Raw genomic sequence first — 12336 nt, 5'->3', positions numbered from 1 at the left:
GATCCTGCGCGGGCATCATGCCAACGTGGGTCATGGAGCATACCACTTTAAAATCTTGGGCCGACTGCGCCCCACATTTAGTTGCCGTCGCCGCAGGGCGCGCCGCGGCTGATCTAGTTATTCAAAACGGCCAATGGGTGAACGTGCACACGCGCGAAGTGTTGCCAAATCATGACATTGCCATAGCCAACGGCCGCATCGCATTTGTTGGTGCAGATGCAAGCCACTGTATTGGCGACACAACCGAAATCATCGACGCTGAGGGGCGCTTTATGATCCCCGGCTTGTGTGACGGGCACATGCATGTAGAAAGCGGCATGTTGACGCCTGCGGAGTTTGCGCGTGCTGTGATCCCCCACGGCACGACATCAATGTTCACCGACCCCCATGAAATCGCCAACGTACTTGGGCTCGAAGGTGTACGTATGATGCATGATGAGGCGTTATTGCAGCCCATCAATATGTTCACCCAAATGCCCAGCTGCGCGCCCAGCGCGCCGGGACTCGAAACCACAGGTTTTGAAATCTCCCCCGAAGACGTGGCAGAGGCCATGAGCTGGCCCGGCATAATCGGGCTGGGCGAGATGATGAACTTTCCCGGGGTGATCAACGCTGATCCAAAGATGTTAGCCGAAATCGCCGCCACTCAGAACGCAGGCAAAACAGTTGGCGGGCACTACGCGTCACCCGATCTGGGGCCCGCGTTCCATGCCTATGTTGCCGGTGGCCCAGCGGACGACCACGAGGGCACTTGCGAAGCCGACGCCATTGCGCGCGTTCGCCAAGGCATGCGATCCATGATGCGCCTCGGGTCGGCATGGTACGATGTCGAAAGCCAGATCACCGCTATTACGGAAAAAGGCTTAGACCCACGCAACTTCATTCTCTGCACAGATGATTGCCACAGCGGAACCTTGGTGAATGACGGCCACATGAACCGTGTCGTTCGCCATGCAATTGAATGCGGATGTGATCCATTGATCGCCCTGCAAATGGCAACAATCAATACTGCCACACACTTCGGATTAGAGCGCGAACTAGGCTCTATTACACCCGGAAGACGGGCAGATGTGATCCTGACGAGTGATTTACGTGCCCTACCAATTGAACACGTCATTGCATGCGGTCAGACCATTGCGAAGGTCGGTGAATGCCTCGTCGACTGCCCGCACTACGGTTGGCCAGACCATGCGCGCCAAACCGTGCATATTGGGCGCCAGCGTGTTGCGGATGACTTTATTGTAGCTGCTCCAAGTGGTGCAAACCGCGTTACAGCAAATGTAATCGGTGTGGTTGAAAACCAAGCGCCAACCAAAGCATTAACCGCTGAATTACCTGTCAAAGATGGCCGCGTTCAAATGGATGTGCAAAACGACGTCTGCCAAATCGCCCTCGTCGAGCGGCACCGCGCACTTGGCACCACGACCAACGGGTTTGTGAGTGGCTTTGGCTACACTGGCAAAATGGCCATGGCTTCGACCGTTGCCCACGACAGTCACCACATGATCGTCGTGGGTACTGATCGCGAAAACATGGCGCTGGCTGCAAATCGCCTTGGAGAGGTCGGCGGAGGTGTGACCGTATTCAAAGACGGCAACGAATGCGCATTGGTCGAATTGCCGATTGCCGGCCTAATGTCCGACCAACCCGCAACTGAAGTCGCCACCAAAGCCCAAAAGATGGTCGAAGCCATGGAAGCTTGCGGCTGCACGCTTAACAACGCCTACATGCAGCATTCATTACTTGCATTGGTCGTTATCCCAGAACTCCGCATTTCCGATCTCGGCCTCGTTGATGTAACTAAATTTGAAATGACCGACGTTATACAGGCCCATACATGACACCTACTGAAATTGTTCTCCAATCTCCTTCTGTCAAAACACCAGAGGCATTCACCAACGCCAAAGCTGCGGTCGACCGCCTGTGCGAGTTATATGAAACAGCAACCAGCTTTCTATGCCGCGAGTTCACCGAAGCACTGGCAAAAGGCCCAAGTGGCGGACGCGTGCGTGCCTTTTACCCGGAATTGAGGATAACAACGACCAGCTTCGCCAAGATCGACAGTCGCTTGTCTTTTGGTCACGTGGCCGAGCCGGGCGTCTACGCAACCACAATCACGCGGCCCGACCTGTTTCGGAATTACCTAGAACAACAGATCACGTTGCTTATCGAAAATCACAACGTGGCTGTTGTGGTTGGTGCCTCGGACACGCCGATCCCTGTTCATTTTGCCGTGGCGAATGATGAAACCATCACGGTACCGCAAGACGGTGCCGCGGATTTCACCCTACGCGACGTTTTTGATGTACCGGACCTTTCCACAACCAATGATGACATCGTGAATGGCGTTGCTGAAACGCCAGAAGGCTGCGCAAAACCTCTTGCACCCTTTACGGCACAGCGTGTGGATTACTCCCTCGCCCGCCTGTCACATTACACGGCCACCGCTCCCGAGCATTTCCAAAATCACGTGCTCTTTACCAACTACCAATTCTACGTTGCCGAATTCGAAGCCTACGCACGCAAAATGCTGGCCGACCCAAAGAGTGGCTACATCAGCTTTGTCTCAACCGGGAATGTCGAAATATTCGATGCCGAAACGGAAATCCCGGCGGTAGACAAACAACCACAAATGCCAACCTATCACCTGACCCGAAAAGACGGCTCTGGCATTACCCTTGTGAACATTGGCGTTGGTCCTTCGAATGCGAAAACAGCGACCGATCACATTGCCGTTCTGCGTCCTCACGCGTGGCTGATGGTCGGCCATTGTGCAGGCCTGCGAAATTCTCAAAGCCTTGGCGATTTCGTCCTCGCCCACGCCTATCTGCGCGAAGATCACGTTCTGGATGATGACCTTCCGGTTTGGGTTCCGATCCCGGCCTTAGCCGAAGTTCAAATCGCACTTGAGCGCGCCGTTGCCAATGTCACCAAGCTGGATGACTACGATCTGAAACGCGTCATGCGAACCGGCACTGTTGCCACCATCGATAACCGCAACTGGGAATTGCGCGAGCATGCTGGCCCCGTTCAGCGCCTCAGCCAGTCTCGGGCCGTTGCTCTAGACATGGAAAGCGCGACAATTGCCGCCAATGGCTACCGATTTCGCGTTCCATACGGAACTTTACTCTGCGTCAGCGACAAGCCTCTGCACGGCGAACTTAAGCTGCCAGGAATGGCCTCAGACTTCTATAAGACACAGGTCGCACGCCATTTGATGATCGGAATTCGTGCCATGGAGTCCTTGCGCGAAATGCCGCTTGAACGCCTCCATTCTCGGAAATTGCGGTCTTTTGACGAGACTGCGTTCCTCTGACCAGCGGGAAAGGGCAAAAAATGCACGATTTTGCGCGAATGAATGCAGCATTTCGTTGTCTTCGCCCTTTATATTCCGTTAAATGCCGCCCATGAGGCCCAAAATACGGGCAAGACAAGGAGACCAATAAATGGCAAAGCCGATGACAAAGACCCAACTCGTAGCAGCTCTGGCTGACGACATGGGCGCCGACAAGAAATCCGCTGGTGCTGCCCTGGACGCAGTTTGCGCCCTGATCACTCGCGAAGTGTCGGCTGGCGGCGCTGTGACCCTGCCAGGCGTAGGCAAAATCTATTGCCGTGAGCGTCCTGAGCGTATGGTTCGCAACCCTGCGACCGGCGAACAGATCAAGAAAGAAGCTGATAAGGTCGTAAAAATGACCATCGCCAAAGCGTTGAAAGACAGCGTTAACGGCTAATCAGATCTTCCGATCTAAGGTTAAAGAAGGGTCGCCTGTTTTGGCGACCCTTTCTTTTTTCCAGCGTTATTGAATTGACGCATTCAAAACCAAACGCAGCTGCTTCAACCCTTCGGCCAGCTCGGTTTCATCAAATCCGCAAAACCCTAACAGCAACCCATTATATCGCGCCAGACCCAAGCAATATTGTGAAAGCGCTTCGATCTCTAGGCCCTGTGCCCGCGCCCGCTGGGCAATGTCTAAATCCTGAAGCTCTTTGTTCAAATGAAACGCGATCTGCATCCCTGCCTGATGATCCACAAAGCGCCCGACATCCGCGAAATCCGAACGCAACGCTTCAGTCAATACAACTCGTCGCTGCCCGTAAATCCGTCGCACCCGTCGCAGGTGCCGATAGAACTCACCAGTCCGCATAAATTCTGCCAAGGGCGCCTGCGGCATCAAGCTCGCCCGCGCTCCAAATCGCCTTTGCGTCGCGGCAACCTGATCCAACAACGCCATCGGCACAATCGCGTATCCCAAACGCAACCCATTGGCGAAAATCTTTGAGAAGCTGCCGATGTAAATCGTACGGCTCAACCCATCAATACCCGCCATCGCTGGAATTGGGCGCCCCGCATACCGAAACTCGCTGTCATAGTCGTCTTCAATAATCCAACGATCCCCTGACTGCGCCCATTGTACAAACCCAGCCCTCCGTTGCGGAGACATCGAACCACCCAGCGGAAACTGCTGCGAGGGCGTCAACACCGCAACCTTCGCAGCTGTGGGTAAGCCCGCACCTTGACCGTCAGAGGACAAATACACAGGCATCAGGTGTTGCGACCGTACAAACTGCGTCAATGGGCGAAAGCCGGGGTCTTCTAACGCCACGGCATCACCCACGACACAAAGGCTACGCAGACACAGCTCCAACGCATCACTGGCCCCAGCCGTCACGATGATCTGGGCCGGGTCCACAGAAAGGCCACGCCAATCTGCCACATGCTGCGCAATCGCCGCCCGCAACCCTTCGTGACCAAACCTCGGCATGCTGCCCAGCATCTCTTCTGGCGCACGTCGACACAAGCGCGCCACTGCTTTGCCCCAGCTCCGATGTGGAAAAAGCCGCATATCCGGCTCGCCCGGACGAAAGGCTCGCATCACACGTGGTTTAACAGAAGTCGCAACCTCAACCGCCTGACGCGCGGGCAAACTTAAAGCGCCAATATCACAGACGACAAATCCTGCCCCCTGCCGCCCTTCGATATACCCCTCTGCCACAAGCTGGTCATAGGCATTCACGACAGTCGACCGCGAGGCCCCCACATCCGCAGCAAAGGTGCGTGTCGGTGGCAACAATGCCCCGGCAGCAAGATCGCCGGACTTAATCTTTTCACGCAAAGCAATCGCGATTTGCTCAAAGACTGGGATCCTTGCTTCTCGATCCAAAAGAATGGGTAACGATACCGGGCGCATAAATTGGTCTGTTTGTTCAGGTTATTTTCCTACAAATAACCTATTCCGATTTACCTAGCCCGAACATCCACAAATGTATCGTTATAGGCCGCACCCTTAATCAGATCGCACCGGCTACTGGATGAGATCAGCGCATTCACGGTTAGCCCTGTTGCACTTGTCTCCCGCCACGCACCCTTGGGTAGGTAAACCACCCCGGGCTGCATCGCCTCAGAGACCTGCACCCGCGCTGAAACCTCTGCCAAGTCATTCCAAATGACCACCTCAGCCCCATTTTCTAACCCGCGTACAGCAGCATCCTCTGGGTGCATCTCCAAGGTTTCGCTGCCAATCGAGGCCGGGCTTCCCCCGAACGTCGCATTGATCCGCTTGTCCGAAGATGGCGTAACCAGCATCAAAGGAAGATCACTATCCACCGGCTGATACATCGGCAATCCAGCAGAAAATTCAGTCTCTAACTCAGCCGAAAATAGCTCTATTCGACCGGATGGTGTCTGCGGCTTAACCGTATCGCAAAGAATATTCTCCGCCCCCGCAACACCGCCCATTTCCAGCGCTTGATCTACCGGCACGTCGCTCGGCGCGATACCTAGATCAGCCATAGCCTCATCCATCAACTGAACGTCACTGACCGCAAATTCAGGTTCATCAAACCCAAACCGCGCCGCCAATCGACGAAAGATTTCCGTATTCGGTAGGCTCTCTCCAACCGGCGCGATCACCGGCGCGGCGCGTTGTACATAGTTCTGCCCATAGGCCCCAAAAATGTCGTCATGTTCGAAATGGCTCGCCGCTGGCAAAATTACATCACACAATGCCATTGAATCCGTCATCACCACATCACAGCCAACCACAAACACATCATCCTGAGACAAGGCCTTGATCATTTGCACCTGATCCGGATGCGTCGCCACGGGATTGTGGTTGTAGATCATCACAGCTTTGATCGGCGTCTCTTGTTCTTGATCCAACAAAACCTTGCTCACATCCAAGATGTTGAACACCCGCGCAGGCACAGCCCGCAAATGGTCGCTCTGCAATTTGGCCGAGGTCTTCGTGACATGCCCACCAGATTTTGCAACGATCCCGGCCCCCAAACGGCCATGCTGCCCCGTCAATGCATTCAGCGCCATTGCCGCGCGCAACGCCGCACCACCGGATGCGCTACGTTCTATCCCCACACCAACCGACGTCGCCATCGTTTGCGCTGAACTGATCCAATCAAGCAACGTGTCAAAGTCTGCCGCAGAAATCCCGCACAATTCCACCACATCCTGCACGCCATACTGCCGCGCATGATCCAGATAATCATCTGCACCCAAAACCCAATCATACATAAACGCGTGGTCCAATGCGCCTCGCGCCTCAAGCGCTGCGGCCAAGGCTAAACCTAGCACAACATCCGTCCCCGGCTTTATCTGCAGAAACAAATCACACTGCTGTGCTTGCTTGATCCGCTTGGGGTCAATCACAACCACCTTCGCTCCATTGTGCCGCGCCTCTTTCAGAACCCGCGTGAAATGCAGGTTCGACACCGTCACATTGTTCCCCCAAATGATAACAAGATCACTGTGCAACACCTGCTGTGGCGGCATCCCCGGCGCCGCACCATATAGGCTCGAATAGGCCGCACCACGCACGCCACCGCAAAGTGGGCCGCGATCCAAATCACTGGCACCCAACCGGTTAAAGAAACGTCGATCCATCGACCCACCGGCCAACTCCCCATGAGGCCCCGCATAATTCAATGGCAGAACAGCCTCAGGTCCATGCGCCGTAATCGCCTTAGAAAACCCGTCATAGACCAAATCCAACGCCTGATCCCAACTGATCTGCACAAACGCGCCATCAACCCGCCGCATCGGATACCGCAAGCGCCGCTCCCCATGCACGAAATCTACATAAGAACGCGCCACCTTGTTGCAGATCACACCACCGGTATAGGGGTTCGCATCCGATCCACGCACACGCGTGATTTCACCCGCATTCACCTCGACCGACAGGCTACAAGTATCCGGGCAATCTAACGGACAAACACTGGGCAATACGTCAAACGACATGGCAATCTCATTTTTTCAAACCAAAGACACGCCAGACTAGCGCCAAATAGGTTCATCAAAAATATCCAAAATTGAACATTTATACCAAACCAATTTTATCTTTCCAAAAATACTCCGGGGGTGAATTGCAGGGAAATGCAATTTCCCAGCAAAGAGGGGGCAGCGCCCCCTTACTCACACGCAATGTTGATCGACGCATCAAAAGCTACACCATGACAAAACCCCATTAATTCGGCATCTTGCGCATATGGAACTGATTTTTGCATATGCCGCAGGTTTGCTCACCTTAATCAACCCCTGCGTTTTGCCGGTGCTGCCCATCGTCTTGGCAACTTCCCTAAACGCCAGTCGCCACGGCCCGCTAGCCGTCGCTGCAGGCCTCAGTCTGTCTTTTGTTATTCTCGGTGTAACCGTCACCGCATTCGGCCACGCCGTTGGCCTATCTGTGGACGACATTTCGCGCGCCGGTGCTCTTGTGATGATCGTTTTCGGTATCGTGCTCTTAGTGCCTCGTGCCTCATCCGCGTTTCAAACCGCAACCGCAGGTGTCGCCACCCGCGCCGATAGCCAGCTCGACACCGTTGATCGCGCCACCTTACGGGGCCAATTCATCGGCGGCCTACTGCTTGGCGCAGTCTGGAGCCCCTGCGTTGGCCCAACCCTAGGCGGCGCAATTTCTCTTGCCAGCCAAGGCGAAAACCTCGGCTTTGCATCCGCCATCATGGTGGCCTTTGCCTTTGGCGTTTCAACCATCGTATTGGCCCTCGGCTACGGGGCCCGCAGCGCATTACAACGCCGCCAAGCCGCCATGCGTAAAATCGCCAAAGCCTCGCGCCCCATCATGGGCATCGTCTTTATTGCCGTCGGCGCGATGCTCTTTTTCCAACTACATCACTATGCCGAGGGCTGGCTACTCGATCACATGCCGGCTTGGCTTGTTGACCTCTCTGTCTCTTTGTAAGGAGTATCTCGTATGAAACGTCGCTCATTTCTTGCCCTCGCGGCAGCCGCCTCGCTGCCCAGCATCAGCTTTGCCGCCGCAGACTACACACCCGGCCTCGTCAAAAAACACCTCGCAGCAGGCGACACTGTTTTCCTCGATTTCAAGGCCAGCTGGTGCTCCACCTGCAAAGCGCAGGAACGCGTCATTGATGCATTGAAAAAGGCAAACCCGGCCTATGACGCCAACATCGTCTTTATCGCCGTTGATTGGGATCAATATGGCAACTCCGATTTGGTCAAAGACATGAGAATCCCGCGCCGCTCCACACTCGTCGCCATCAAAGGCGATAAGGAACTCGGGCGTATCGTGGCTGGCACAAGCAAATCTCAGATCAAAGCTTTGATGGATTCCGCCCTAAACGCGGCCACAGCGTAACCAACGTTGCCGCAACTGAAATGATGTGTCACTCCTTCTGAAAAGAGGGAGGGCCACATGGCACATAAAATCGCACTCATCACCGGTGCCGCGCGAGGCATCGGTCTCGCGACAACCAAACTGTTCGCAGCCCAAGGCTGGCACGTCGCCATGATTGACCGCGACGAAGCAGAACTAACCGCAGCCGCAGCCACAGTCGAAAACGCCCTACCTGTATATTGTGATGTTTCAGACCCACAATCCGTCACCGACATGGTCGCCCGGGTCAAATCCCACTTTGGCCGCATAGACGCCGTGGTAAACAACGCTGGCATCGCGGAATTCGGTCCCATCCAAGACACAGATTTCGCCATGTGGCGCCGCGTGATGCAAACAAACCTTGATGGCGTTTTTCTTGTGTCTCAAGCCACCACGGAAGCCCTCAAAGAAACCAGCGGCGCCTTCGTCAACATCGCCTCAATCTCTGGTCTGCGTGCCTCCACATTGCGTTTAGCTTATGGCACCTCCAAAGCTGCCGTCATTCAATTCACCAAACAACAGGCCGCCGAACTCGGCGAATTCGGCATCCGTGCCAACTGTGTCTGCCCCGGACCCGTGCGCACAAAACTCGCCATGGCCGTCCACAGCCAAGAGATCATTGATGCTTACCACGACGCACTACCGCTAAACCGTTACGGCACAGAATCCGAAATCGGCGAAGTCATCACCTTCCTCTGCTCTGACAAGGCCAGCTATGTCACCGGCCAAACCATCGCAGCAGATGGCGGATTTGACAGCACCGGCGTCGGCCTTCCAGCCTTGCGCAGCTAGCCCAATCACGCCTATGTCAGCCGCATGTAATAACCATTTGAATTCCCCGCGCGCGCTCCATCTAATAGAGACCGCAACCAAGAACGGAGACCCAATGTGAGCCAATATCGCAAAGATCCCGACGTCATCCAAACGCTGACCGACGAACAATTCTGGGTCACGCAGGAAAACGGCACTGAACGTCCGGGCACGGGTAAATTGTTGAAAAACAAAGAACCGGGCATTTACGTCGATGTCGTTTCAGGCGAACCGCTGTTTGCCAGTTCTGACAAATACGAATCCGGCTGCGGCTGGCCCAGCTTTACCAAGCCCATCGACAATGTCACGGAACACCATGATTCCACTCACGGCATGGTGCGGGTCGAAGTGCGCTCAAAACACGGCGACAGCCACCTTGGTCACGTCTTTCCAGACGGTCCCGCAGATCGCGGCGGCCTACGCTATTGCATTAACTCTGCCTCTCTACGTTTCGTCCATCGTGACGACATGGAGGCCGAAGGCTACGCAGCCTATCTTAACCAAGTAGAGGACATCTCATGAGCGAACGCGCAGTACTTGCAGGCGGCTGTTTCTGGGGCATGGAAGACCTGATCCGCCGCCAAAAAGGCGTGCTGACAACGCGCGTCGGTTACACCGGCGGTGACGTCCCAAACGCGACCTATCGCGACCATGGCACCCACGCAGAAGGGATCGAGATCACCTTTGATCCCGACCAAACCACTTATCGCAACATTCTGGAATTCTTCTTTCAGATCCACGATCCAACCACCGTGAACCGCCAAGGCAACGATGTTGGCACATCCTATCGCTCAGCGATCTACTACGTTGACGACACGCAAAAAGCCGTGGCCCTGGACACCATCGCAGATGTCGATGCCTCTGGCCTTTGGCCCGGCAAAGTCGTGACCGAAGTCGAACCGGTCAGCGATTTCTGGGAAGCCGAGGATTACCACCAGGACTATCTGGAAAAGAACAAAGGCGGCTACACCTGCCACTTCCCGCGCCCAGATTGGGTTCTCCCAAAACGCAGCGGATAAAACTCTAGGCTGCGGCGTCTTTCAGGCGCCGCAACGCCCAGCGCGCAGCATCCGCCACGGTCTCGTCCGTATCCATAGCTAGCGCTTCGACCTGCGGCACATAGCGGCCAATCCCCGAGTTTCCCATCGCATACAACACATTGCGCACAAAGCGATTGCGCCCAATGCGCTTGATCGGCGATCCCGAAAACTTCGCCCGAAACGCGGCATCATCCAACGCCGCTAGCTCAGCCAACGGTGGCGCCACCAATTCATCGCGCGCATGGTACCGCACTTCACGCGCCTCAACGGCAAACTTGTTCCACGGACAGGCAGCCAAACAATCATCACAGCCATAAATCCGATTGCCCAACATCGGCCGCAGCTCTTCATCCACCGGGCCATGATGTTCAATCGTCAGATAGGAAATGCACCGCCGCGCATCAATCTGGTTAGGCGCAGGAAACGCCCCCGTTGGGCAAGCATCCAAACACGACCGACACGAACCACAATGATCAATTTCAGCTGGATCAGTCTCTAATTCAACGGTCGTAAACACCGATCCAATAAAGAACCAAGACCCCAAGTCCCGGCTCACCAAATTGGTATGTTTCCCCTGCCAACCCAGACCAGCAGCCTGCCCCAACGGTTTCTCCGGCACCGGCGCAGTGTCAACAAACACCTTAACCTGCGTCGCGTCACCCGTCTCGGCAATCAACCACCGCGCCAATCGCTTCAGGCGCTTCTTCACCAAATCATGGTAATCTTTGTTCTGCGCATAAACCGAGATCGCCCCGCGATCCGCCATCCCATGCACATCCGTCGGATCATGCTCAGGCGTATAGCTTTCCCCCAACATGATCACCGACCGCGCTTCGGGCCACAACGCGGCCGGATCAGATCGCCAATGCACGCGCTCCGCCAACCAACCCATCTGCCCGTGATATCCAGCCTCTAGAAAACCACCCAATCCGGCAGGAACCTGCGGCACAGAATCCGGGCGACAGATACGGCACAGGTCAAACCCAACCGCCTCAGCCTCTGCCACCAACCGCGCCTTCAAATCCACAACCGCGTCCTTTTTCTTGACCAAAATACCTTCGGGGGTGAATTGGCCAGAATGGCCAAGAGGGGGCAGACAGCCCCCTCCGATACCCTATCAGAAATCCAGATCGGCGTAATGCGGAGGCGGCGGAAAGCCCGGCACTTGATCCGCGAGAATGGACCGGAACGCAGGCCGCGACTTAATCTTGGCGTACCAATCTTTCACCGCTTCGGATCGGTTCCAATCCACATCACTGATATAATCCAAGCACGACAAATGCGCCGCGGCCGCAAAATCAGCCAAGGTCATCTGATCACCCGCCAACCAACGACGATGATCCAACAACCACGCCATATAGTCCAAATGATACTTAATCGCCTTGGCGCCGGCCTTCACGTTTTTACTGTCCGGATAGCCAGAGCCTTGAACCTTCTTGTTCACCCGCTCATACAGCAGCTTGCTGGTCACCTCGTGATGAAACTTGTCATCAAACCAACTCACCAACCGACGTACCTCATACCGTGCTTCTGCACCTTTCGGCATCAAGGATGGCTCTGGATAGGCCTCTTCCAAGTACTCACAGATCGCGGCACTTTCGGCCATCGTCTGCGTATCCAACTTTAGAACGGGCACCTTGCCCGCTGGGTTGCGGCGCAGAAAGTCCGGGTCTTGCTCCCAGTACCGCTCTTCCACCAACTCGCATTCAATCTTTTTCTCAGCAAGGCTAAGACGCACTTTGCGACAATAGGGCGATAGGGGAACATGGAACAAACGAGCCATTACAGAACCAATATTTTAAGAAGTTTCATCCTAATTGCCGAATTCCCCCGCAGGT

General features: G+C 55.2%; 12 protein-coding genes. 8 read left to right on the top strand and 4 right to left on the bottom strand.

The annotated features are described in order from the left end of the window. The first annotated feature begins 32 nt into the window (after window positions 1-32). The 3 genes from ade to Q4544_RS09425 all read left to right on the top strand — a co-directional run bounded on the left by ade (window position 33) and on the right by Q4544_RS09425 (window position 3734). A complete protein-coding gene (gene ade, locus Q4544_RS09435; protein WP_303505742.1) occupies window positions 33-1841 on the top strand; it encodes an adenine deaminase in 1809 nt (602 codons plus the stop codon). After that, window positions 1838-3316, top strand: coding sequence for an AMP nucleosidase (locus Q4544_RS09430; protein WP_303505641.1), 1479 nt, complete (start codon window positions 1838-1840; stop codon window positions 3314-3316). The genes ade and Q4544_RS09430 overlap by 4 nt, the downstream gene beginning before the upstream one ends. 130 nt (window positions 3317-3446) lie before the next feature. Beyond that, a complete protein-coding gene (locus Q4544_RS09425; protein WP_303505639.1) occupies window positions 3447-3734 on the top strand; it encodes an HU family DNA-binding protein in 288 nt (95 codons plus the stop codon). Window positions 3735-3800: 66 nt separating this feature from the next. On the opposite strand, the gene Q4544_RS09420 is transcribed toward Q4544_RS09425, so the two are convergent. Both Q4544_RS09420 and Q4544_RS09415 read right to left on the bottom strand, forming a co-directional pair. Continuing rightward, the gene (locus Q4544_RS09420; protein ID WP_303505637.1) at window positions 3801-5192 is read right to left on the bottom strand and encodes a PLP-dependent aminotransferase family protein; all 1392 of its coding nucleotides are present in this window, start codon (window positions 5190-5192) and stop codon (window positions 3801-3803) included. Between the two features lie 50 nt (window positions 5193-5242). Beyond that, window positions 5243-7252: a molybdopterin-dependent oxidoreductase gene (locus Q4544_RS09415; RefSeq protein ID WP_303505635.1), complete on the bottom strand. Its 2010-nt coding sequence runs from the start codon at window positions 7250-7252 to the stop codon at window positions 5243-5245. 247 nt (window positions 7253-7499) lie between these two features. Between Q4544_RS09415 and Q4544_RS09410 the strand changes: the two genes are divergently transcribed. The 5 genes from Q4544_RS09410 (at window position 7500) to msrA (ending at window position 10477) form a co-directional block, all read left to right on the top strand. Next, a complete protein-coding gene (locus Q4544_RS09410; RefSeq protein WP_303505633.1) occupies window positions 7500-8213 on the top strand; it encodes a cytochrome c biogenesis CcdA family protein in 714 nt (237 codons plus the stop codon). A 12-nt stretch (window positions 8214-8225) separates the two neighbouring features. Further along, window positions 8226-8630: a thioredoxin family protein gene (locus tag Q4544_RS09405; RefSeq protein WP_303505631.1), complete on the top strand. Its 405-nt coding sequence runs from the start codon at window positions 8226-8228 to the stop codon at window positions 8628-8630. 57 nt (window positions 8631-8687) lie between these two features. Further along, on the top strand, window positions 8688-9440 hold the full coding sequence (locus Q4544_RS09400) for an SDR family NAD(P)-dependent oxidoreductase (RefSeq protein ID WP_303505629.1): 753 nt from the start codon (window positions 8688-8690) through the stop codon (window positions 9438-9440). Window positions 9441-9536: 96 nt separating this feature from the next. After that, window positions 9537-9980, top strand: a complete 444-nt coding sequence (gene msrB, locus Q4544_RS09395; protein WP_303505628.1) for a peptide-methionine (R)-S-oxide reductase MsrB — start codon at window positions 9537-9539, stop codon at window positions 9978-9980. Beyond that, window positions 9977-10477, top strand: a complete 501-nt coding sequence (msrA, locus tag Q4544_RS09390) for a peptide-methionine (S)-S-oxide reductase MsrA (RefSeq protein WP_303505627.1) — start codon at window positions 9977-9979, stop codon at window positions 10475-10477. Before msrB ends, msrA begins: the two co-directional genes overlap by 4 nt. Before the next feature lie 4 nt (window positions 10478-10481). On the opposite strand, the gene queG is transcribed toward msrA, so the two are convergent. Both queG and Q4544_RS09380 read right to left on the bottom strand, forming a co-directional pair. Further along, window positions 10482-11549, bottom strand: a complete 1068-nt coding sequence (gene queG, locus Q4544_RS09385) for a tRNA epoxyqueuosine(34) reductase QueG (RefSeq protein ID WP_303505626.1) — start codon at window positions 11547-11549, stop codon at window positions 10482-10484. Between the two features lie 66 nt (window positions 11550-11615). Next, window positions 11616-12281, bottom strand: a complete 666-nt coding sequence (locus Q4544_RS09380) for a glutathione S-transferase family protein (RefSeq protein ID WP_303505625.1) — start codon at window positions 12279-12281, stop codon at window positions 11616-11618. Window positions 12282-12336: the final 55 nt, after the last annotated feature.

Source organism: Cognatishimia sp. 1_MG-2023 (assembly GCF_030548175.1).
Taxonomy (GTDB): Bacteria; Pseudomonadota; Alphaproteobacteria; order Rhodobacterales; family Rhodobacteraceae; genus Cognatishimia.
This window is presented reverse-complemented; position numbering and strand designations above follow the sequence as displayed.

Excerpts from the sequence above, each read along its gene's own strand:
- Q4544_RS09425 (WP_303505639.1), top strand. The coding sequence starts at position 3,447 with ATGGCAAAGCCGATGACAAAGACCCAACTCGTAGCAGCTCTGGCTGAC.
- Q4544_RS09420 (WP_303505637.1), bottom strand. The coding sequence starts at position 5,192 with ATGCGCCCGGTATCGTTACCCATTCTTTTGGATCGAGAAGCAAGGATC.
- ade (WP_303505742.1), top strand. The coding sequence starts at position 33 with ATGGAGCATACCACTTTAAAATCTTGGGCCGACTGCGCCCCACATTTA.
- msrA (WP_303505627.1), top strand. The coding sequence starts at position 9,977 with ATGAGCGAACGCGCAGTACTTGCAGGCGGCTGTTTCTGGGGCATGGAA.
- Q4544_RS09405 (WP_303505631.1), top strand. The coding sequence starts at position 8,226 with ATGAAACGTCGCTCATTTCTTGCCCTCGCGGCAGCCGCCTCGCTGCCC.
- Q4544_RS09410 (WP_303505633.1), top strand. The coding sequence starts at position 7,500 with ATGGAACTGATTTTTGCATATGCCGCAGGTTTGCTCACCTTAATCAAC.
- Q4544_RS09400 (WP_303505629.1), top strand. The coding sequence starts at position 8,688 with ATGGCACATAAAATCGCACTCATCACCGGTGCCGCGCGAGGCATCGGT.
- Q4544_RS09415 (WP_303505635.1), bottom strand. The coding sequence starts at position 7,252 with ATGTCGTTTGACGTATTGCCCAGTGTTTGTCCGTTAGATTGCCCGGAT.
- Q4544_RS09380 (WP_303505625.1), bottom strand. The coding sequence starts at position 12,281 with ATGGCTCGTTTGTTCCATGTTCCCCTATCGCCCTATTGTCGCAAAGTG.
- Q4544_RS09430 (WP_303505641.1), top strand. The coding sequence starts at position 1,838 with ATGACACCTACTGAAATTGTTCTCCAATCTCCTTCTGTCAAAACACCA.